At 28.0% G+C, this 23,667-nt stretch carries 26 protein-coding genes; 25 read left to right on the forward strand and 1 reads right to left on the reverse strand.

Annotated elements, in window-relative coordinates; all coding sequences use genetic code 11:
- Positions 1–402: 402 nt before the first annotated feature.
- A complete protein-coding gene (locus T514_RS0119835) occupies positions 403–1,053 on the forward strand; it encodes a CatB-related O-acetyltransferase (RefSeq protein ID WP_027626327.1) in 651 nt (216 codons plus the stop codon).
- Between the two features lie 51 nt (positions 1,054–1,104).
- On the opposite strand, the gene T514_RS26785 is transcribed toward T514_RS0119835, so the two are convergent.
- Positions 1,105–1,266, reverse strand: a complete 162-nt coding sequence (locus T514_RS26785; RefSeq protein WP_169735836.1) for a hypothetical protein — start codon at positions 1,264–1,266, stop codon at positions 1,105–1,107.
- Between the two features lie 150 nt (positions 1,267–1,416).
- Here T514_RS26785 and T514_RS0119845 point away from each other — a divergent pair, with 150 nt between their 5' ends.
- The 24 genes from T514_RS0119845 (at position 1,417) to T514_RS0119970 (ending at position 23,395) form a co-directional block, all read left to right on the forward strand.
- Positions 1,417–1,662 carry a hypothetical protein gene (locus T514_RS0119845; RefSeq protein WP_027626329.1) on the forward strand — a complete coding sequence of 82 codons (246 nt, stop codon included), beginning with the start codon at positions 1,417–1,419 and terminating at the stop codon, positions 1,660–1,662.
- A gap of 446 nt (positions 1,663–2,108) precedes the next feature.
- Positions 2,109–3,128, forward strand: a complete 1,020-nt coding sequence (locus T514_RS0119855) for a tetratricopeptide repeat protein (RefSeq protein WP_027626330.1) — start codon at positions 2,109–2,111, stop codon at positions 3,126–3,128.
- 104 nt (positions 3,129–3,232) lie between these two features.
- Positions 3,233–3,916, forward strand: coding sequence for a response regulator transcription factor (locus T514_RS0119860; protein ID WP_027626331.1), 684 nt, complete (start codon positions 3,233–3,235; stop codon positions 3,914–3,916).
- A 5-nt stretch (positions 3,917–3,921) separates the two neighbouring features.
- Positions 3,922–5,355, forward strand: a complete 1,434-nt coding sequence (locus T514_RS0119865; protein WP_027626332.1) for a HAMP domain-containing sensor histidine kinase — start codon at positions 3,922–3,924, stop codon at positions 5,353–5,355.
- Between the two features lie 201 nt (positions 5,356–5,556).
- Positions 5,557–6,072, forward strand: coding sequence for a sigma-70 family RNA polymerase sigma factor (locus tag T514_RS0119870; protein WP_027626333.1), 516 nt, complete (start codon positions 5,557–5,559; stop codon positions 6,070–6,072).
- A 4-nt stretch (positions 6,073–6,076) separates the two neighbouring features.
- On the forward strand, positions 6,077–7,240 hold the full coding sequence (locus T514_RS27440; RefSeq protein ID WP_027626334.1) for a DUF4179 domain-containing protein: 1,164 nt from the start codon (positions 6,077–6,079) through the stop codon (positions 7,238–7,240).
- Positions 7,241–7,502: 262 nt separating this feature from the next.
- Positions 7,503–9,746 carry an RNA polymerase recycling motor HelD gene (gene helD, locus T514_RS0119880; RefSeq protein WP_027626335.1) on the forward strand — a complete coding sequence of 748 codons (2,244 nt, stop codon included), beginning with the start codon at positions 7,503–7,505 and terminating at the stop codon, positions 9,744–9,746.
- A 200-nt stretch (positions 9,747–9,946) separates the two neighbouring features.
- Positions 9,947–10,159: a helix-turn-helix transcriptional regulator gene (locus T514_RS0119885; RefSeq protein ID WP_027626336.1), complete on the forward strand. Its 213-nt coding sequence runs from the start codon at positions 9,947–9,949 to the stop codon at positions 10,157–10,159.
- On the forward strand, positions 10,152–10,475 hold the full coding sequence (locus tag T514_RS0119890) for a hypothetical protein (protein ID WP_027626337.1): 324 nt from the start codon (positions 10,152–10,154) through the stop codon (positions 10,473–10,475). The genes T514_RS0119885 and T514_RS0119890 overlap by 8 nt, the downstream gene beginning before the upstream one ends.
- Before the next feature lie 79 nt (positions 10,476–10,554).
- Positions 10,555–10,686: a hypothetical protein gene (locus tag T514_RS27610; RefSeq protein WP_034869769.1), complete on the forward strand. Its 132-nt coding sequence runs from the start codon at positions 10,555–10,557 to the stop codon at positions 10,684–10,686.
- A 296-nt stretch (positions 10,687–10,982) separates the two neighbouring features.
- Positions 10,983–12,926, forward strand: a complete 1,944-nt coding sequence (locus T514_RS25915; RefSeq protein ID WP_051542200.1) for a DUF5050 domain-containing protein — start codon at positions 10,983–10,985, stop codon at positions 12,924–12,926.
- 850 nt (positions 12,927–13,776) lie between these two features.
- Positions 13,777–14,325 (forward strand): L-2-amino-thiazoline-4-carboxylic acid hydrolase, encoded by a 549-nt coding sequence (locus T514_RS25140; RefSeq protein ID WP_051542202.1) that lies wholly within the window; start codon positions 13,777–13,779, stop codon positions 14,323–14,325.
- Positions 14,326–14,511: 186 nt separating this feature from the next.
- Positions 14,512–14,853: a PadR family transcriptional regulator gene (locus T514_RS0119915; RefSeq protein ID WP_027626338.1), complete on the forward strand. Its 342-nt coding sequence runs from the start codon at positions 14,512–14,514 to the stop codon at positions 14,851–14,853.
- On the forward strand, positions 14,846–15,802 hold the full coding sequence (locus T514_RS0119920; protein ID WP_027626339.1) for a permease prefix domain 1-containing protein: 957 nt from the start codon (positions 14,846–14,848) through the stop codon (positions 15,800–15,802). The genes T514_RS0119915 and T514_RS0119920 overlap by 8 nt, the downstream gene beginning before the upstream one ends.
- 169 nt (positions 15,803–15,971) lie before the next feature.
- Complete coding sequence (locus T514_RS0119925) at positions 15,972–16,496, forward strand: 2'-5' RNA ligase family protein (protein ID WP_027626340.1); 525 nt, start codon at positions 15,972–15,974, stop codon at positions 16,494–16,496.
- 606 nt (positions 16,497–17,102) lie between these two features.
- On the forward strand, positions 17,103–17,693 hold the full coding sequence (locus T514_RS0119930) for a hypothetical protein (protein ID WP_027626341.1): 591 nt from the start codon (positions 17,103–17,105) through the stop codon (positions 17,691–17,693).
- Positions 17,694–17,888: 195 nt separating this feature from the next.
- On the forward strand, positions 17,889–18,296 hold the full coding sequence (locus T514_RS0119935; protein ID WP_027626342.1) for a GNAT family N-acetyltransferase: 408 nt from the start codon (positions 17,889–17,891) through the stop codon (positions 18,294–18,296).
- Positions 18,297–18,547: 251 nt separating this feature from the next.
- Positions 18,548–19,114, forward strand: a complete 567-nt coding sequence (locus tag T514_RS0119940; RefSeq protein WP_027626343.1) for a hypothetical protein — start codon at positions 18,548–18,550, stop codon at positions 19,112–19,114.
- 91 nt (positions 19,115–19,205) lie between these two features.
- Positions 19,206–19,769 carry a hypothetical protein gene (locus T514_RS0119945; protein WP_027626344.1) on the forward strand — a complete coding sequence of 188 codons (564 nt, stop codon included), beginning with the start codon at positions 19,206–19,208 and terminating at the stop codon, positions 19,767–19,769.
- 191 nt (positions 19,770–19,960) lie between these two features.
- Complete coding sequence (locus tag T514_RS0119950; RefSeq protein WP_027626345.1) at positions 19,961–20,452, forward strand: GNAT family N-acetyltransferase; 492 nt, start codon at positions 19,961–19,963, stop codon at positions 20,450–20,452.
- A gap of 190 nt (positions 20,453–20,642) precedes the next feature.
- Positions 20,643–21,356, forward strand: a complete 714-nt coding sequence (locus T514_RS0119955; protein WP_027626346.1) for a hypothetical protein — start codon at positions 20,643–20,645, stop codon at positions 21,354–21,356.
- Between the two features lie 77 nt (positions 21,357–21,433).
- Entirely contained in the window at positions 21,434–21,988 is a 555-nt protein-coding gene (locus T514_RS0119960; RefSeq protein ID WP_027626347.1) for a GNAT family N-acetyltransferase, read from the forward strand.
- A 63-nt stretch (positions 21,989–22,051) separates the two neighbouring features.
- Positions 22,052–22,198, forward strand: a complete 147-nt coding sequence (locus tag T514_RS26795; protein ID WP_156940022.1) for a hypothetical protein — start codon at positions 22,052–22,054, stop codon at positions 22,196–22,198.
- An 81-nt stretch (positions 22,199–22,279) separates the two neighbouring features.
- Complete coding sequence (locus T514_RS0119970; RefSeq protein WP_027626348.1) at positions 22,280–23,395, forward strand: class I SAM-dependent methyltransferase; 1,116 nt, start codon at positions 22,280–22,282, stop codon at positions 23,393–23,395.
- Positions 23,396–23,667: the final 272 nt, after the last annotated feature.

The following is a 23,667-nucleotide window of genomic DNA, read 5'->3' on the forward strand; positions in this document are numbered from 1 at the left end:
CGTAAGTTTATTGTATAGTGATTGTTTGCAAAAGTCAAGTTTTAGTTAATTTGTAAATATAATCAAATAAGGACGTTGAGCATCTTTTTCTTTTGGGAAACATATTTTTATTTGCATATTGTACTATAATTATGTATATGTGAATCGTATCATAAGAAAATGAGGTTTTTACTATTTTTGAAATGTAGTAGTAAAATATGTTTTGTTCCAATCATTGAAATTTATAATATTATATATTGAGAAGTATGCTATAATTAGGAAAGGATTTGTTTTATAATCTTAAAGAAATATAAAAAAATAAAGGAAGTATCTTAGAGTGGCAAAAAGAATTAAAAAGTTTAAGAATGTAGCAGTGTGACCTAAGTTAAGGGATATTTAAAAACAAAAACTTAGGAGGACAAGATGAATAATAAATTTAATCATTGGACAGAAATAAAATATTTAAAGGACTCAATAAAAAATCCCTTAATTGAAGTAGGAGAATACACATATTATTCAGGATATTATGCAGGTGGAGATTTTGAAGATATTTGTGTGAGATATATATGGGGAGATGAAAAATCAAAAGAAATGTATAACCCCATAGAAGATTATGGATGGACTTTAGATAGAATAAAAATAGGTAAATATTGTTGTATTGCTAGCGGAGTAGTATTTATGATGGGAGGAAATCACAATCATAATCCTAACTGGATAACTGTATATCCATTTAAAGATAAGTTGCTAGATTCATATAAGCCTAAAGGAGATACAATTATAGGCAATGACGTATGGATTGGTACAGAAGCAATGATTATGCCAGGAATTACAATTGGAGATGGGGCAATAATTGCAGCTAGGTCAGTAGTTACAAAAAATGTAGAACCGTATACTGTTGTAGGAGGAAGTCCTGCAAAACATATAAAAGAAAGATTTGATAAAGAAAAGATAGATATGTTACTTAAAATAAAATGGTGGGATTGGGAAGAAAAACATATTAAAAAATGCGTAGATATATTGTCTAGTTCAGATATAAGTGAATTGTATAAATACTATGAAATCAATATAAAATAATATATATCTACTTTATTAAAGTATATTATATGAATTTAAGAGATTAAAGCACTATTCTTGGTCGGATGGATGCTTTTTCTCTTTGCCATTAAGTTCTATATGAATACCAAGAAATTTAATCTTGATAATTAACTTAGAAATAAAAAGATTATGTTCTAAAACTAATCTAATAATATAAATAGTAGTAAAACTTTTTATAATCAATTCTAGCATATCCAATACCACTCCCTGACTATAAGTGAAGTAATTCACCAATAGCCCAGGAGGATAAAACGTTCAAAACCCCCGTAGCCATCCTACTACGGAATTTCTATATTGTAACTTGGATATTATATCATAATTATGTATATTGGAGATAGAGGTATGAAATGGAAAGAAGTAAGAGAATTGTATCCTAATCAATTTGTAAAATTTCAAATATTAGAATCTCATATAAAAGGAAATAAAGAATATGTAAATGATGTTGCAGTTATTAAAGTAATTTCTGATGGAAAAGAAGCAAGAAAAGAATTTATAAATTGTAAACCAGGTCAATTAGTATACAATACTAAGAATGAAGAATTAATAATACAGTTAGTAAAGCATGTAGGTATAAGAAGGAGTGTATAAAAGGTGCTAATCTTTAAGTGATGTAGCATCTTTTTCTTTTGGATGTTGTACTATAATTATGAATAGGCAAACCTTGTTATAAATAAGTTATAATTTTAATAGTTATATGGGAAAATTTAAGTTAAAAAATAAAAATATTAATGAATTACAAAACGTTGGAGGGGATTAAAATTAATATAAGAATGTATAGATCAGAAGATTGTGAGGAAATCATTGAATTGTTTTATAATACAGTTCATTCAGTTAATGCAAAAGAAAAGGACAAATGTTAAGAAATTTTGTTATGGAGAAAAACCTTACTTGAAGATAGTATAGCCAACAACATCATAAGTAAGTGTGTTTTTGAAAAAATTTGTGTTTGTTAACAAGATGGCAATAAGTTCGTTAATTTTGGCAAAATCATAGTGGTAATATTTAGGTATACTAAATATAAGGAGTGGTAAGACATGAGAAAGAAAGTAATACTTTTATTATTAACATTAACAGTTATGTTAAGTGCTTCAGCCTGTGGGAATAAGGAGAAAAAGAGTGTATTAACAGATGATGTAAAGAAAGAAGTAACTATGCAAGAAAATGAAACAAAAAAATTAATTGAGGATGGGATCGATTTCTTAAATAAAGGAAAATATGATGATGCTAAAAGTAGTTTTGAAAAAGCAATTTCTATGGATAAATCTAATAAGGGAGCATATATAGAAATAAAAAATAGATATATGGAGAAACAAAGGATAGATGATGCTTATTATATTATAAAATTAGCTATAAGTAACAGTGTTGATACTGAAAATATGGAAGAGCTATTAAAGGATATAAAATCAAAATTTGAAGTTACTAAATTATCTGCATCTGTATCTTTAAATGATGAATATAAGCTGCCAAATAAAATCAAAGCAAAGATAAATAATGAAGACAAAGAAGTCAATGTTGTTTGGAATAAAAATACTGTGGATACAAGCAAAGTAGGGAATATAAAATATGAAGGTAAAATAGAGCAGTATGATAGAATTGCTGAACTAAATTTAAAAGTAACAAAGGTTGAAAAAGCAAAAAAAATAGGGGGTATAAGTAAAGTATATGAGAACAATGGTAAAAGATATTTAAGCTTTGATGAGATAGAATTTTTCATGGACAAAGGGCCTAATGATGACACTGCTGAAAAAGAAGCTAGAAAAGATGGGGCAGACCCTGCTCTTTTTGATGAGGCGAATGTAAATGGACGATTACATGATGGTTACTATATTAGAAACAAAGATAAGAGTTTAAAAACCTATGAAATATCTCCAAATGCAGATATATCTGTTTGTGGGTATATCATTAATTTAGATACTATAAACCAACAGAAGATAAGTTATGAAAAGTTTAAAACTGTAGATATGGGTGATAGACCTAGATATAGAGGGGTTTTGTGTTATATATATCTAGAAAATAATGTGGTGGTTAAAATAGAGCAACAATTTATTCCTTGAAAAATCTATCTACAATACTAACTAAGTTAGAGTAATTTGCACTAATTAGTGATTATCATTAGAATATAAATTAAGGACTAATGTTGTGATAAGGAGAATTTTTAATGGAATTTAAGGTTTTAGTAGTTGAAGATGAAGTATCTATAAATGATATTTTGGTTTCTGCTTTAAGAGCGGACGGCTATATAGTTAAGGGTGTATTCTTAGCAAAGGATGCAAAGGATATAATAGATACTTTTAACCCGGATTTAGTATTGTTAGATATAAATCTACCAGATGAAAGTGGTTTTGAATTATGTAGGTATATAAATAGTAAATTTACTATTCCAATAATTATGCTAACAGCACGTAATGACATTGTAGATAAGGTTTTAGGACTAGAACTAGGAGCTGACGATTATATTACTAAACCATTTAATATAAAAGAGGTACTGACTAGAGTAAAGGTGGCCATTAGAAGAGTTAATAAGTATAAAGAAAAGCCAGAGGAATCATTTATAGAGATAAATAAATTTGTTAAAGTCAATGTAGAAGCAAGAATGGTATTTAAGGATAATGAAGAAGTTAAACTTAAACCTCAGGAATATGAACTGCTTGAATTTTTTATTACAAACAGAAATAAGGTTTTTTCAAGAGAACAGATTTTAGATGAAGTTTGGGGAATGGATTATGATGGGGATTTTAGAACAGTGGATGTTCATGTTAGAAGGTTAAGAGGCAAGCTGGATAAGGAGAATGCAGCATCTATTATAGATACTGTGTTTGGAATAGGATACGTAATGAGGTAGCTTTTATGAAAATAAGGGATAAATTCATAATTGGATTGACATTTATATTGATAGTTTCGTTGATAGTTATGAATGTGGCAATAACAAATGTTTTAAATTCAAATATGGAAAAAGGAATAAATAATTCTTTAAAACAAGTAATGAACAGTACTCATGAGTATATAAGATACAAGCTTTCAGCTAATAGTTCTAAAGATAAGAAAGAATCATTAGTGGAAGAAGGAAATTATATAATAAAATATATATCTTTAAATTATCAATGTAAATGTGACATAACAGATATAAATTATAAATTAATAGAAGGAAATGTTGAAGAGGAATTTAGAAGTATAATAAAAAGTAGTAGTAAAATGGCCATGCAGGGTAAGGCAGTAGTAGATTTAAAGTATAAAGACAATGGAGTAACTGCCATGCTAACTTATCCTATATATGTTGATAATAAGTATATAGGAATTATAAGTATAGTGAAAAGCTATGATTCAGAATATGGTATGTACAAAAAAACTATCAACATTATAAATATTATAGAAGTTGGTATATTTATAGTTATATTTATATTCTTGTTTTTAAGAACTACCAAAATTACTGATCCAATTAGTAAATTAACTGATGCCATAAAAAGGCTAGGAAATGGTGAGTATAGTATTTCAATTGATGAACATGGAAAAGATGAAGTGGCAATATTAGCAAAAGAGTTTATAAATATGAGGGATAAGATAAAAGAACAAATAGAAACCATTGAATCAGAAAAAGAAAAAGTATATAAGCTAGAAAAAGGGAGAAGGGAATTTTTTAATAGTGTAACCCATGAATTAAAAACACCGTTAACAGCTATATCAGGATATGCTGAACTATTGATTAGCGGAATGATTAATGATAAAGAATTTGATAAAAGGGCTATTGAAAGAATATATTCAGAAAGTGATAGACTTCATAAGTTAGTATTGCAACTTATAGAGGTGTCAAAGGGTATGTATGTTGTAAAGGAAGAATTTAAAGAAGTAGACATGAAAAAACTTATTACTCAAATTTGTAATGATATGAGTATAAAGGCTAATAAGTATTCTTTAAAAATACTACAAAATATAAGTGAAGGAACAGTTCTGGTACAAGAGGATAAAATTAAACAAGTAATGATTAATGTAATTGATAATTCAATAAAGTATTCCTCTGAAGAAAGTGAAATACAGGTTAATTCTTATGTGTTGGATAATAAATATCATATTGAGGTAATGAATAATAGTGATCCAATTCCAAAGGAAATATTTAATAATATATTTGAACCCTTTATAAAATCTAGTAATGGTGTAACCAAAGATAGCAGGGGACTTGGGTTATATTTATGTAGTGAGATAATTAAAGAACATGAAGGGGAAATAACCATGGAAAATGGATCTATAATAAAGGTGAAAATTTCTTTGAATTTAAGTAAAGAGTAATATGTGAAAAAATCAATAGTAATGAAAAAGCTTCAGGTGTAATATTAGTTCATCTGAAGCTTTTATTTTGACATATTTCTCGGGAAATCTTTTGCTTTTTAAAAAAATTTTAAAAAAGTAAAACGAAATCATATACTTCACTGTCTAATAGATGAAAAGTTATTACCGGTTATAACATTATAAATTATTTGGAGGTTGTAAATGAGCATTGAGGAATTAGTCAAGAGTGCAAAAAGTGGTGATGATAATGCTTTTTGTGAACTCATGAAAGTAAACAAAGATACTTTGTATAAAACTGCTTATGTTTATACAAAAAATAAGCATGATTCATTAGAAATATTGGATCAAACTGTTTATAAAGCATATATATCAATTAAAAATATTAAAGAAGATAAGTATTTTAATACATGGCTTATGAGAATACTCATAAACAATTGTATTAATTATTTAAATCATAAAAAAAGGCTTTCTTTCTTTGGTATCAATCTTGATACATTAGGTAAAAAGGATAAGGATACTACTGATTTAGAAGACAAATTAGATTTATACAAGGCTATTGATAAATTAGAAGAAAAACTAAAGATAGTAATAATACTTAGATATTTTAACGATTTAACCGTTTTACAAATAGCAAATATACTTGAATGTCCTATTGGTACAGTTAAAACACATATTCATAAAGCGGTAAAAAAATTGAAAATTGAAATGGGGGTATAGTAAATTGAATTATGATGACAAATTTTTAATGGGAAATAAATTTGATGAAATAGAGGTGCCAACTGAAACAGATCTAATTATAGAAAAAGCAATAAAGAGAGCTAAAAATAGACATAAAAAATTAATTTTAAAAACTACTGGAATGTTAGCTGCAAGTTTAGCTGTAATTGTAGTATTAAATAATACTTCACCTACCTTTGCCAAATATATAAACAATGCATCTATAGCAATGGAAAATTTATTTAGTAAATTTAATGACAAACAAATAAATACAGCTGTAAAAAATGGCTTTGTTCAAGGGTCTTTTAAAGATAAAAATATATCACGTAATTCAGTTTCTGATAAAGGTGTTACAGTAACTATTGATCAACTTTCTATAGATAAAAATTCACTTATTATAGGATATACTTCAAAAGTTGATAGTAGTTGCACATGGGATAACTTTAATCAAGAAATACTTGAGATCACAGATGATACTGGAAGGGTTTTATATGATGGAAGAGATTTTGATGATATTATGAGAGATGAAAAGAATAAGAATAAAATGTATCAGGAAATAGTTTATTACAATAGTTTTAGCAAAAGGGATATAAATGAAGAAAGCTTTAAAGATTCTAGAATAAGGCAACAAGTAATTAGATTTTCATCTAGTGGAACATCAAAATTAAATGCAATTCCTAAAAACATTAATATTAAGTTCACGGAATGTTCAGATATTAGTATTATGGATGTAAATCATTATTATAAAAAAGGATATTTCTATAGAGTTTTTCATAAGACTCCTAAGGTTATTAAGGGCAATTGGGAGATAAATGTGGAGATTGATGATAAATTTAGAAACGCTAAGGAAATTAAATATGTTAAAGCAAATAACACAGATGAAAATCATTTAGTAAAAATAACTGATGTAAATGTATATCCTATGAGTGTAGATAGTACTTTTTTTGTACCAAAAGACTGGACAGTAAAGAATCCTTATCTTGAAGATGATAAGGGTAATATATATGAATGTAGAGGATTCGGATGGGGTGATGATGGAGAAGTTCAAAATGTAACAGCAGACTTTCAAAGCCCATATTTTAATAAAATAAAAAAATTATATTTAGGATTTACTTATAAGGTTGATGGTATGGATAAAAAAATTAAAATAGAATTAAAACAGAAATAAGAAAAGATGTTAATATTTCAGGTATGACATAATTTTATCTAGAATTAACTTGGGAAAACAACATTACAAAAAGCCATTTGTTTAATAACAAATGGCTTTAATATTGACATAACAAAATAAAAATGATACTATAAATCAAGTATCATCTTTTTATGTAATTCATATCATATCTTCTCAATTATATTATACATCTTTAGAAAAGCAATGTCAATAGGTTTTAGAAATAATCTTACCAAATTATTTATTATTAAGGGGGTTTATTATGGAAAATAAGGATTTTGAATGGAAAATTGAAAATGAATGGCTGCTGGAGGTGCTTAAAGAAGTTAAAAAGCAGTTTGATGAAAAACATGATTTTAAGGAAAAGTTCAAAAAGGATGCTATAAAGACACAAAGACAGCTGTGGCAGGATGTAGGTTCTGTTTCCGTAACTAATGGATTGGAGCAGATTGTGGACTTTATGGAATTTATCAATACCATGAAAATACAAAAGAGAAGCCATGAGTTTACTAGAAAGCTTGAGGAAAAATATGAAAGAATGCTTTTGTCCCCCTATTTTGCAAGAATGGATTTTGTTGAAAAAGGGAATGAAAAGGCTGAAAAATATTATATAGGGATCTCCAATCTTATTGATGATAATTTTGATTTCCTCGTATATGACTGGAGAGCGCCAATTTCCAGCATGTTTTATGATTATGAAATTGGAGAAGCAAATTATAAATGCCCTGAAGGAACCATAAATGGGGAACTTACATTGAAAAGACAATACAAAATTAATAATGGCAAAATGGAGTATATGTTTGACAGTAATCTTAAGATAGATGATGAAGTACTACAAGATATCTTAAGTAAGAGTGCTGATAGCAAGATGAAGGCAATAGTAACAACTATTCAAAGAGAGCAGAATAAAGCAATTCGTAATGAGGAGTACAAAAATTTAATTGTTCAAGGGCCTGCTGGAAGCGGAAAAACTTCTGTTGCTCTTCATAGAATTGCTTATCTCTTATATAAGCATAGAGATAAGATAACACCTGAGAATATAATAATATTTTCTCCAAACGATATTTTCAATGATTATATTTCTAATGTATTACCGCAGCTTGGAGAAGGCAATATGTATCAGACTACGGTTAAGGAATATATGCATAAGGCATTAGGAAGTGAGCTTAAGAAGGAAAGTTACTGCGACATGATGGAATATATCCTTGATTCAAGGAATAAATTTTCATATAAAAAGAGAATGAAAAATATAAAATTCAAGTCTTCCATGGAGTTTATGGATATATTAAAAAAATATGTAGCTTATGTTGAAAAATTGAATAGAAATTTTGTAGATATAATTTTTAGGGATAATTTAATAATATCCTCAAAGGAGTTAGAAGAATTATTTTTTAAAGATTATGCGCAGCTTCCAATGAAGAGAAGACTTCAAAAGATAAGAGAAAGAATTTTGTTCCTTTTAGAGCCTTATGAAAAACATCATATAGAAGAAACTGCTGATGAACTTAGGGATTCAGGCCATTATATAGATGAAGAAGAAATTAAGGAACTTAGTACAGCTAGGGTAAAGGATGAGCTGAAAGATATTTATTATGAAGCCAATAGAATGACAAAGTTTGATTTATTGGATATTTATAAAAAGTTATTTGAGAATTTGGAGCTTTTTTTAAGTAGTTCAAATACCGAATATGATGGAAAGAAAATTGGTGAAATAAAAAGCTATACATTAGAAAACCTAAAGGCTGGAAAGCTTAATTATGAGGATCAACCACCCCTTCTATATCTAAAAGGCGCACTGGGGGATCTTCCCAAAACCTCAGAAATTAAATACGTTATTATTGATGAGGCTCAGGACTATACACCGCTGCAGTATGAAATTTTTTATCAGCTTTTTAATCATGCCGATATAACTATACTGGGTGATCTTAATCAATCTATCAATCCATTTATGAATGTAGGAGATTATAATAATATCTCTCATATATTCCCCAAAGATAACACCTGCATAATGAATTTAACCAAAAGCTACAGATCCACAATGGAAATCACTAAGTTTTCAAGAAGGTTGCTTAATAAGAATATTACTGATGAATGTGTAGAAAGAAGTGGAGATGAGCCTTTACTTCTTGGCTTTTCAGATGAAGAAGCTATAAAAGCAAGACTTATTGAGGATGTAAAAATATATAAGGACAAAGGCTACCAATCTATTGGAATCATAACAAGGACTGCAAAGGAAGCACAGGAGGTATACAGTTTCTTGGAAGATAGGGTTCCAGTTAAAGTAATAATAAAGGATGATGACGAATATGTCAGTGATACCTTGGTGATCCCAGCTTACCTTGCTAAAGGATTGGAATTTGATGTGGTGCTTATCTATAATGCAGGAGATGAAAATTATATTTGCGAGGAAGAAAGGCTTCTGCTTTATACTGCTTGTACCAGAGCGCTTCATGTTTTATGCATATACTATTCAGGCAAGGAAACACCATTGCTTAAAGGAAATTAATAAATAGTAACATTAAGGTATCGTTACTCATATGCACCACCTCTCTTCAAAATGGATAAGTAATATCAGTAGCCCACATTTAACTAAAAGGTGGCAGGGAAAATCATACCAGAAAAGTATTCTTCTGTTGACAAAATGTAATTAGTAGATTACAATGGAAATGTAAACAAATGATTACATTTTGTTAAGGAGGTATTACCTTGATACGGAATCGAATTAAGGTTTTGAGAGCAGAACGTGATTGGACACAAGCTGATTTAGCTGAAAAGGTAGGTATTTCCCGCCAAGCAGTTATATCAATTGAGAAGTATAAATATACTCCCTCATTAGAATTAGCTTTCAAAATTGCAGAAGCTTTTAATGTTTCAATCAATGAAGTTTTTGAACACAAGGAGGGTGAAAACAATGAATGAACAAACTACTATTTTATTTTTCCTTATTGTTGGTACTATCATTACTCTTTTCCTTTATCTATGGAAAGCTAAAAAGGAGATTGATTATAAAAAGGATGAACGTTGGCAATTTATCCAGAACAAAGCTAATAATACGGCAAATTATTCAAACTATATATTGATAGTATTTTTAGCTGTTGGAGAAGTGGTATTGCTATTTTTTAATATTCAAATAACCCTTACTTTGAATCGCGTTTTAATTTATGGCGTATTATTCATCGGTTTGCGCAATGCGATAGAATTGTTTGCATTAAAATATTTCGATAAGCGAATGTAAACATATTAGTATTAACTAATTAACAATAAATAGTAATTTATCTATGTTTGGATGTTAACAACGGAGGTATAGAATTAAAATGAAAATTGAGATTACTGATGAAATTAAAAAACAAGATGAAGATATTATTTTTCAAGGTTTATTAGAATATAATTTAGCAAGAATTGAAGATAAACACCTAAAGGATTTAGGTGTTTATTTACAAGATTAAACAGGCAAAACTATCCTGTCACAGGAAAACGCTATTATTTTACTAAAACTCTTTAAACATAAAGATAAAATTCCAATTTATTACTCCTATCTTTACTTGTGGTCAAGCTATATATTTGTATCTCATAGTAAATATGATAATTTGCCATAAGTTTCCTGATATATGCTATAATTAATTGGTAATAGTAAATTAATGCGAATAAACATTTCGATATACATATTAGAATATATGGAATTATTATATTGATATAGATATAATAGGATAAGCATAATAAATATAATAAGGGGGAAAATAAATTGAAAAATAAATTTCTAATAGCAACTTTTTTCAGTGTGTTTTTGTTGTTTTCAACTAATGTACAAGCAGCAAATTTTACTGATAATCAAACAGTAGATTCAAATAAGACTTGGACAGTTACTTTTACTGACAATGTTGGATTTGATGATTTAACTAAACAAGGAATTGTAGTTACAGATAGCAAGTGTAATCCAGTAAATGTAGGTATACAATTAGGACAAGATAGCAAAACAGTTACAGTAACAGCTCCAAAAGGTGGATATATAGCAGGAGAAAGTTACATATTGAATGTTGGGACTAAAATACATTCTAACAAAGGTAAAGCATTAGAAAATGAATATAAAGTACACTTTAGTATTAAAAATGATACTATTAATAATGATATAGTAACTTTTAAGGATAAGGAATTAGAACAAACAGTAAGAAATGCAATAAACAAACCTATAGGAGATATTTATAAAAGTGATGTTGAGAAAATAACTGAACTAATAGTAGAAACTAAAGGAATACAAGATATTAGTGGAATTGAAAATTTAATTAATTTACAAATACTTTCTTTACATATTAATGAAATCAGTGATATAAGTCCACTAAAAGAATTAACTAATTTGCAACGTCTTGGTTTAGGTGAGAATAAAATCAGTGATATAAGTCCACTAAAAGGATTAACTAATTTACAACGTCTTAATTTATGTAACAATAGGATTAATGATATAAGTGAATTAAAGAACTTAACCAATTTGCAAGAACTTAATCTGGAAGGTAATTCAATGAGTGATATAAGTGCACTAAAAGGATTAACTAATTTGCAAAATCTTTATTTAAATTATAATTATATATTGAAAAATACTTCAGCTACTATAACTAAAATAAATAATATATCTATTGATGTAAATCAAAATGATAATTATACATTACCAACTACAGTAACAGCTATTATGAGTGATACAAGTAGTAAAAGTGTTAGTGTAGTTTGGGACAGCAATGTAGTAGATACAAGTAAAGTAGGTACTTTTACTTTTCAAGGAACAGCTCAAGGGTATAGTAATAAAGTTAAGCTGATTTTAAATGTAGCTGTACCTGGAATAGATGGTCAAATTGGAGATACAGCTTATGGTTTTTGGGCACAAAAAGATGGATGGATTTATTATAATAGTATGGATAACGGTGTTCGAAAACTTTATAAGATGAAGTTAGATGGCACAGGAAGAACTAAAATAAGTGATGATACCGATTGCTATAATATTAATATTTTAGGAGATTGGATATATTACGTAGCTAAAGGACATATTTATAAAGTTAAAACAGATGGTACAGGAAAAGCACTGGTAAATGGTATAAATGGTTATGAATGTAGCCCTGTTGTAGTTAATAATGGGATTTATTTTCATGGTCAAGGGGGAGATACTGGTCACCTTTATAAAATAAGAACTGATGGTACACAAAGAACGATGATATCTTCGGATAATGCACTTTATAAAATAGTAGTAGGTGGTTGGATTTATTATGAAAGACAATATATTAGTGGAAAAAGAGAGCTTTATAAGATAAAAATAGATGGTACTCAAAAAACTAAATTAAGTGATGATGATGCGAATAGTATAAATGTAGTTGGTGAATGGATATATTACAGTAATATTTCAGATAATGGTAGTTTATATAAGATTAAAACTGACGGTACGCAGAGAACAAAAGTAAGTAATCAACCATTAAGCAATATTAATATAATAGGTGAATGGATTTATTATAGAAACAAAGTAGATGGTAAACTTTATAAAATGAAAATAGATGGTTCTAATAATATTAAACTAAGTGATAATATAATAAATTATACTTATTCATTATATATTATTGGTGATTGGATATATTACATTGATGCTTCAGATAACGATAATTTATATAAGATTAAAACTGACGGTACAGGAGAACAGATTGTAAATTGAATATTTATTAAAAAAATAAAATAATTTCTATTTTGCTAATTATAAGAAAAGTTATTATGTCATACACATAAAATAGTATAAAAAGAAAGGAGGCTATATTTAGTGACAGTTTGGTGCTTGAAATAGTATTTGTCATTAAAGATAAATTATGAAAAGTAAAGAAAAAATTTTTCTTATACTAAGTATACTTTGCCTTATAGGTTTTATTTTAATAGTAATTCAAAGTATTTATATTCATAATTTTGGTAACGTAGTTTTCATAGGTATTCCTTTGTGTCTAATAGGATCTGTCTTTTTATATATTTCAAAAAATGCAAAATATAGTTGGCTAAGCTGGATTTTTCTATTACTCATTATTTGTTCAATTGGACTTTTAGCAAATTCTTAAAAACTACTTAACTTTCCAACATAAAAATTAAGGTGAAAGTCTGTCCACACTTATACAAGAATAACAGATTTTAAAGAAAGAGAGACAATAGTTGTTTTAGGATATTGATTTTTAACGAAATATATTAATAAGAAAAGATGCTAATATTTCAGGTATGGGTATCTTTTCTTTTTATCTTTACTTATGGTCAAGATCTATATCTGTATCTTATAGTAAATTATTCATTTATATCTTGTTTACTTCATAATCTGAAATAAATGTGATGTAACTACTTAAATTGAAAATACGAATGATGATCTTTGAAAGTTGAATAATGCGGTGTATAAAAACAAGTATGTTACCTGTATTTTACAAAAGTGTGTCATATCTAAATAAAAATGTTATAATTACAAATGGCAAGATATTATAAAAACAAGATTATTTACATGATTTAATGGGGTGGTAAGTACGAAGAACTTTTTAATGAATGAATTTGGAAAAGAGCAAGGAGAAAAAATATATCAACAACAACAAGAAAGGTTTTATGCACTTGTTAAACAGAGTACAGGAAAAAGTGAGAGTCAGCTAAAAACTTTAAAAAATAGTATTCTTCCTCGAATAGCACTTTACCAAGCTTTGCAGGAACTCCCATTGAGTAAGGAGCTAGCTTTACAAATTGTAAAGAAAGGTTTTCTACAGGATTTGCAAGAAGTAGTAAAGAATCTTCGCAAAATGGAGGAAAGTCAATGCTTCTATAAAAATTTTTGTATGGCATTTAGTAAAGACTTAAAAGGTGATAATTGGGAAAGTACAATTATACAATGTGACAATAAAGCTATGATATTTACTATGAAAAAATGTTTATGGCATGATACTTGTGTGAAGAATAATTGTCCAGAAATGTGTGAGATGTTTTGCCAAGGCGATAATGTATGCTATAGTTCTATGAAAAAAATAACTTTTAAAAGAACTCAAACTTTAGGCATGGGTGGAAAGTATTGTGATTTCAAATTTATAAATAATGAAATTTAATGTCATAACTAAAAAACGAACAATTTGCTAGAACACTGCATTATTCAATTTTGAATTCTGCAGTGTTTTTGCGTCGCATTTCAAAAATATGACGAAGTAAATATGTTTTTATTTTTAGCATAATAGCATAAACTACTTTATACTATAGAGTAGTTTATGCTATTATGTTATTGGAGGTGATAATATTTGGAAATAAATAAAGAGATGATAAAAGGATATATTGAAAGTATCATATTGAGTCTTCTAGTGGATGAAGACTTGTACGGATACGATATCTCAAAAAAGATAAGGAATATCAGCCAAGATACTTTTGAAATCAAAGAGGGGACAATGTATGTGGTATTAAAAAGGCTTGAAAACAATGGACTTGTAGAATCATATTGGGATGATTCAATAAGTGGCGGTGGAAGACGAAGATATCATCATATTACTGATAAGGGTAAAGAATATTTAGAGAACTCACAAAAAGAATGGCAGTTTTTTAAAGGAATATTAGATAAGTTTTTTGGGGGGAGAAAAAATGGATAGGATAGATAAATACTTAAATTCTATATATAGGGATATTGAGAGTTCTTCTGAAGGAACTGAAGATTTAAAACAAGAAATGAAATACCACTTAATACAAACTGTGAAGGAACTTCAGCAAAATGGAATTACTGAAGAGGAAAGTGTTAGGATTGCCATACAAAGATTTGGGGAAGAGTTTCAAATAAGAAATGAACTAAATCAAGTATTAAGATTTGAAAAACTGTTTGCTAAAAAAACATTGATAGCATCATTTATTTTATTAGCCATATCTGCAATATTAGTTATAACATCAATAATGGTACATCAAGGCTCCGTTAAAAGGTTAAAAACTATGAACTCTCAACTTAGAATAGTAGAGAAGATATTAGTTAGTGAGGGAATTACAAGTGTTGATACATATTTAAAAGAGAGTTTTAAATATGAGGAAAACAATCAACTAACTTATGTTGCAATAAAAGAGTTACCCCATGATTTTGATAATTTAAAAGAACATGAAGTGTTTCCAGGAGAAATAAAATACAGTTATCCTAAGAAAATAAAAAATGAATACTATAGAAATAGGTTTGGTCATGAAGTAGTAGTAAATAATACTAAATACTTTTTAGAAACAGGAGTAAAAACTTCTGCAAATACGGATATGAGTAGTTTATATAGTGGATTAGCAGTTTTAGTGTTTGCGGTGTGCTGGGTACTATGGATAATATGGTCAATAATAAATGTTTATAGGTGCAGAAAATTAAATATTAACTGGTGTATACTATTAATTCTAACAGGAATTATAGGATACTTTATATTCTCAATGTACTTTAATCCCAATAATATTTCTCATAATAAAAGAAATAATTTAATATATGTTGGTTCATTTTTTCTTATAGGAATTTTATTAGCAGTGTTTCATCTACTAAATGAACCATATAAATTGCAAAGAATATATCAACTAATATTTTAAGCAAGAGAATACAGTTGCTTGCTTTTAGTATAATTGCTTATGTATTATATTGGCAATTTTGTGGCGTTTGAAATTATAAAATACGATAAAATTTAATTAATGTTATTACGAAATTTTCTTAAACTCTGACGGAACAGCAAATGAATGTAAATAAAAAGGTGGGCTAAAAATGTTAAAAAGATGTATTATGATATTTCCTAAATTCAATAATGGACATATAATTGATAAAATTAGAGAGCAATATGATCCTCTTGCCAATCATGTAAGGCCACATATAACTCTTGTATTTCCTTTTGATAGTGATATAAAAACTACTGAACTTAAGGAACATATATCAACTGTATTATCTGATATAACTCCATTTGAAATTTTTCTTAATGGAATAACACCAACAAATAATTTTGGGAAATATTTATTTCTTAATATTCAAAAGGGTAGTGAAGAAATCATTGAAATACATAAAAGATTATATACAGGTATTTTAGAAAACTATTGTCCAGACTGGCTAAAGGGTAAAACGTTTCTACCACATATGACTATTGGAAATTTTGATAATGAAGAAAAGTTTCAAATTGCAATTAAAGATACAAGAAATATTACTGATTCTTTTAAAACTATTGTTAATGAAATAAGTGTAGAAATCATTGATGAAAATGAAGATTCGATTATTGAACTTAATATTCCTTTAAAATAAATATTTTTAATTATAATTTATTGTTACTTGGATGTTACAGTATAGTTATGTATATTAGAGATGTAGGTATTAAATGGAAAAATCAAAGATGAAAATAAAGGACTAAGAGAAGAATTAGGTAAATTAAAAATTATGAGATGAAGCCATAAAATAGTATAAAAAGAAAGTAGGCTAATATTTCAGGTATGGGCATATTTTCTTTTGTTTTTATATTGTGGTTAAGCTATATATTTGTATCTTATAGTAAATTATTCATTTATATCTTGTTTATTTCACAATCTGAAAATAAGGCGAAGTAACTTTTGAAAATGAAAATACAAACAATGTTCTTTGAAAATCGAATAATGCAGTATAAAAATCAAAAGAGGTTTATGTTTATTGCAGAAATAACCAGCTAAAATCATATAACTATGATATAATTATCATTAATTAAGTAAAAATAGTAGAAAAATATGAACTAAATATTTATTAGTATGAGAACATAAGTGATTCATTTAAAATGAGATATTTTATATAGTCTTATAAGTAAATACAGGTTGAGTATGTACTATCCAGTGTTAATAATGATAATATATCAAAAGTTAAGTAAATGAGGGAGTATGAGAAATGATTTGTAGCGAACTATTAAAACAGCAACAAAAGCTTCAGGTTGAGGTTAAAGATATATTAACCGAATTGAAACTCAATGACCTGCTATCGCCAGTTGGGGAACCAGTTCAAGTTGGTAGCTCAGCTCTCGGATTAATGGTTTGGAGGGACATAGACATCACAGTGGTATGTTCCAAGCTCAATATTAATGCTATAGCTCAAATAGCATCTAAATTAATTACTTACAAAGGTATGCGTGAGGTTAAATTTATCAATGATTCTGGCATTTTCAACAATAGCTCTGATTACCCCGATGGACTGTACCTTGGGCTTAAGTATAAATCTCTAAAAGGAACGGATTGGAAATTAGACATCTGGTTCGTTGATAGACCAGAAAAACAACCCGACCTTATGCATATTAAGGTTATACCTGAACAGCTCACTCCAGAATTGCGAGAATCAATCCTAACAATTAAAAGTATCTGGGTTACGAAGGATGAATATGGCAAAACGGTGAGGAGTTATGACATCTACACAGCAGTACTATATGATAATGTGCGGACGCCATATCAGTTTCAAGAATGGTTAAGAATGAAATCCAAAATATAGTAAAAACATAATAAAAAGATTTCAATAGATTTAGAATCTTATTATTTAACGCAACAACTGAAAAAACGAATAATTTACATGGACACCGCATTATTCATAAATTGAATTCTGCGGTGTTTTTCCGTCGCATTTCAAAGGTATAACAAAGTATTGTTGAATTTATAAACTTAAATATAGAAAGTGAGAGTATTAATATTGAAAATAGAATATGCAAGTGAATTGGACTTTCAATTTATACTTGATAATGATAGACATGTATCAAAACAATTAATAAAAAATAAGCTCAAAGAAAAAGAAATTATAATAGCAAAAGACCAAGATAACAAAATTATTGGTTGGTTAAGATATAGTTATTTTTGGGACAACACTCCATTCATGAATATGCTTTATCTAAATGAAAACTATAGAAATAAGGGAATAGGAAAAAGAATAGTTGAATTTTGGGAAACCAAAATGAAAAGTAAAGGTTATGAATTGGTTATGACATCTACATTATCTAATGAACAAGCACAGCATTTTTATAGAAAATTGGGATATAAAGATGCTGGTAGTTTACTATTAGATGATGAACCCTTAGAAATAATTTTTACCAAAAGTATATAACTATAAATTGTTAATTGATACTTTTCTTAAACTTTAAACTAAAATGTTCTTTAAAAAATTGAATAATACCATATTTAGAAAATATGATATAATAAGGTGTAATTGCATTATTGGATAATAATGTAAAATTACTACATGATAATATGGATTTTTGTACGATATATGGTATATACATATATGATGGAAAATTTGCTTTTCATTGAATGTATCCATTGATATAATTAATTACTACAAATAAAGGGAGAACAAAAATGAAAAAAATTGATCTTAAAAGTATGGTTGTAGGTCTAGTGATTGGTATAGTAGGAGTGTATATTGCTATTTTTTCAAAACCAGAAATAAAACCAGCAACTATTAGTCAGAAAAAGGTTATTGCTGCTCCTGCAGCAGGGGAAATAAAATCAGCAGCTATTAATAACGGTAAAGTATATTTTAATGGAAATGAAATAAAGTTAAAAAATCCTTTAGTTACAATTGTAAAAAATGATAGTTCTGAAGCTCAGTTATATATGCCTATGAGCGAATTGCTAGAATATATGCAGTTTAAAGTTGAATTGAATAGCAAAGATAGCTCTGTGTATTTAACTATGAACGGTCAGAATAGCCTCAAGAACGTAGATGTAAAGCCTGACTTTTCAAAAAATGAAATAGATTCAAAAGCTATAGAAATTATACAAAAAACAGGGAATTGGGGGTATATTGAAGCATATATCCCAGATATGTCGGTTCATGGTATAAAAAGAGCTGTGGAAATATATAACTCAAAGCATATCAATGTATCCGAACATAAAAAAGCATCTGATTATATAAAGAAATAATTTATAGCAAATTAGAATATCGCATTATTCAAAGTGAATTTGCGATATTTTTTGTACGTAATTGTAAATTAATGTACATGAGGAGGTAATCATGAAATTCGATTATAAATTGACAGGAGTAGGTTGGGCAGAGATAGAGATCGAAGTTGATGGAAGAAAATATTTTTCTTTTCCAAGTTATTTATCACAGCCATTAATAGGTTTGCTTGAAGGTTTATTGAGCATAATACCAGGTTGTGTTCCTGAAGATGAATTGAAATCTATGATCTCATTTAAATTGTATCAAGAACCAGCAGTTGATAAGGTGACTTTGGAGTTAATAGATGATTTAAAATTGAAGATTGTTATTGAAGAATTTGAAGATGAATCCTCTATTAAGGGAAAAATAGGATTTAATGCAACATGTAATCTTTTAGACTTTTTAGATGAAGTTATTGGATCGTTAGAACACTTATTAAAAAAACATGGTTTTGTAGGATATAAAAATACTTGGTGTAGGCAGGACTTTCCTATAAGTAGTTTTCTAAAGCTCAAATATTATTTAAATCACCAAATAACATACCCAACTTTAAAAGAATTGAATGACACTGAAGTAGAGTTAGAAAAAAGTGATTTAGAACAAGAAGTACAGTTAATTATAGGCTATGGTTTTTAACTAAATATATTAAGACGAAAAGATGCTAATATTTCAGGTATGGGCATCTTTTTTTACTTTTATATTTACTTGTGGTCAAGCTCTATATATGTATCTCATAGCAAATATGACTATTTAACATAATTTTCCTAATGTATGCTATAATTAATTGGTAATAGTAGCTTTATACGAAGTGTAATGGGGGGATTATAGTGATAAAAACAGATAGATGTAAGATGTGGAAAGTACAAGATAGTGATTATGAAAAAATAAAAGAACTGTACACTGACGAAAAAGTAAGAAAATTTCTTGGTGGAATTGTTAGTAATGAAAAATTCAATAGTAGTTTTAATGATATGCTTAGTTGTGATGATAATTCTTTCTATTGGGTTGTAAGACTCAAGGATAATAACGACGTTATTGGATTAGCATCCCTTGATAAACATCACGATGGTTTAAGCATGGAGGTATCCTATCAATTTATGCCTCAGTATTGGGGTTATGGTTATGCAGAAGAAGTTGTTAGAAGAATTATCGACTATGCTTTTGATGAGCTAATTATAAAAAAGATTGTTGCTGAAACACAATCTGCGAATAAGGCTTCATGCAAACTTCTTAAAAAGGTTGGCATGAGTTTGGAACAAATAGTTTCAAGATTCGGAGCTGAACAATACATATTTAGCATATCAAAGGATGCTGTCTAATTCGTAATTTTCTTAAACTCTGACGGAACAGCAAGAAAATGTGCAGTAAAGGTTATTTATATTTCATGGAGGAATGAGCGATTGAATGAAATAAAATGAGCATAATCTGATGTTAATATTTGTGCTATTCTTAGTGATGATAGGATTTTAAAGGTTTTTTAAGAAAACTCTAAAGATGTAGGAGGATAATATGAATAATAAGATTTATGATAAAAAAACTGATAAAAATTTATTGAAACTTTTAATAATATATGGAGTATTAATAGCAATATTTATTATATATGATTTTTTAGAAATTAACTTACCTATGTATCTTAAATATGTAGTTTTGTTTATATCATGTATAATTATGGTAATAGAAAGTGTAAAATTAGTTAAATCTAAGAAGCATATTAGAATATATCCTATAGTTTCAACTTTGTTATTAGTAATAACATTAGGATTTAATTATACAGGCTTTATAAAAACTGTTGGGGAGTATACTGTAAAATCTACTGATTTAAGTAAAGTTTATATAGATGGTTTAAAAGTAGGTGATAGCTTAGAAAAGTTTAATAATAAAAAATATACATTTACAGATAGGTATAGTAATGACAATTATAACTTTATATATGAAGAAGTTATGATATCTGAGAAGGATAATAAAATTAATAAAATTTTTGGACATGCTGATCAGGTTGATATAAGTATTAATGGATATAAAGCTATAAAAAGTTTAGATGATGTAGTATCTAGATTAGGAAATAATTATGTTAAAGTCACTTATGATAGTGAACAATTATTAAAACAATATATTTATGTAGATAGGAAAAATAATATTAAAGTAAGCTTTATCTATAGAGAATATTTTGAGGGGAAGGCTAGTGATCAGCTTGAATATGTAATTATAAGCAAAAGGAGCTAGGAATTATTAAGTAATAGCGATTTATTGTGCAACAATAACCAATAGGAAAAAATGAGTGTATACAGGGGGAAAGAGGTATGTTGAACCATAAAGGAACTACAAGTTTAGAAACTGGAAGACTTATATTAAGACAATTTTCAGAAAAAGATGCCACAGAGATGTATAATAATTGGGCATCTGATACAGAAGTAACTAAATATCTAACTTGGCCAACTCACAGTAGTGTTGAAGTAACTAGCAAAGTGATAGGCATGTGGGTAGATAACTATAAAAATATGGAATGTTACCAATGGGCTATAGAATTAAAAGAAAATGGACAAGTGATTGGAAGCATTAGTTTAATGAACATTGATAATCATGTTGAAAACTGTGAGATAGGATATTGTATCGGTAAAGCATTTTGGAATAAAGGAATTGTAACAGAAGCATTCTCTAGTATCATTGATTTTGCTTTTAATCAAGTGGGTTTTCAACGTATTACAGGACGTCATCATGTAGGTAATCCTGCATCAGGAAAAGTTATGGAAAAGTGTGGACTAAAATATGAAGGACTTTTAAGAAAAATTAGTAAAAATAGTAGTGGTATTTTAGTTGACTGTAAGTATTATTCAATATTGAAAGATGAGTATTAAAAAAGATTATAATTTATGTTGCTGAATCTTTCTATATTGTGGCTTGGATAATATACAATAATCATGTATATAGAGATACAGGTATTAAATGGAAAAATCAAAGATGAAAATAAAAGACTAATAGAACAATTAGATAAATTAAAAATTATTAAGTTAAGCCGTAATTGTAAATTAAGATCAACTATAGGTAATCTTCTTCAACTAATATGAGAATTAACTCTAATGTTGCGTTATGGGTTTGGCTGAGGAACTGTGTTAGCATTAAATTATTAAATTAAAGGAGGTTATCATATGACAACAGTTAAACTTAAAATAGCAGAGTTGAGAAAAGATAAAGGGATAGGACAACAAGAACTAGCCAATGTATTAGATGTATCTTTTCAATCGGTTAGTAAATGGGAGACAGGAGCAACAATGCCTGATATTACTTTATTACCAATCATTGCTGAATATTTCAATGTTTCAGTAGATGAATTATTGGGATTAAAACCATTACGTAAGCAAGCATTCATACCAAGGAACACAGATAATCGCAATAACTGGAATGGAAAGACTGACAAGCTTTATAAAAACAGAAAATACTTTTGGAATGATGACTATTTAAGATTTCTTGTAAAAGATGTTTGGAATATAAGTTCACCAGTGGACATTATTGAATTTAGATGTGGTGAAGGTTATTTAGGAAGAAAGCTACTTGAATTTTTACCCAGGGGAAGTACATATACAGGTGTTGATAATGAGTATTTTACTAATAAGGCTAAGGTTAGTTTTAGCAATACTGAACTTGAAGCCAATTTTATCATATCAGATATTTATTCTTTTGAAACAGATAAAAAATATGACATAGCTATTTGTCAAGCTGGACTAAGACATATGAACAAACCAATGGAAGTGCTGAAGAAAATGGTGGTATCTATAAAGAAAGGTGGTCTTGTTGCTTGTGTAGATGTTAATAGAGAATTTGAAAATGATGGGTTATATATTGATGACATTAGATATGATTATCTTTGCACAACTGTTGACTTTCACAATATGTGGAGAAAAGAACTAGAATGTGAAGGCAGAGATTATGCAGTTGGAATGCGGCTACCGTTTTATATGCAGCAGTTAGGATTGCATGATATTGATATTCGTATGAATGATAAGGTAATGTATGTAAATCCTGATATGCCTGACTACGGGGAAAAAGTGCAAGATTTTATTGAGATTAATGGATGGGACAAACCCGCCAGCTTTTCAAATCAAGAAGATACTATTGAATTGTTCATGAATCGGGGAATTGACAGAGCCATGGCAAGGGCATATATTAAAATGCAATCTAAAATAGAGGATTATTTTAGTAGTGCTGATAATAGAAAATCATTTTTAAAGGTACAGGGCTTATTAATTACCTATGGGAGGAAATGAATATAAATGTTGGTTATGTAGTGCGAAATAATCTTATTTTACCAACTATCAACAAAGCTATTATGTTATACGCATAAAATAGTATAAAAAGAAAGGAGATTAGATTTAGTAAGAGTTTGGTGCTTGCAATAGGCTCTCTCATTAAAGATAAATTATGAAAAGCAAAGAAAAAATCTGTTTTGTATAGTGGGATATTTTGGAGTGTGAAAGTTCTTCTGTAAATTGCTTTTTAGGATAATTATTTTAAGAGCAAGGAAATCATGAGATGTTTC

Origin of the sequence: Clostridium lundense DSM 17049, assembly GCF_000619945.1 — a bacterium.
Lineage (GTDB): Bacteria > Bacillota > Clostridia > Clostridiales > Clostridiaceae > Clostridium_AO > Clostridium_AO lundense.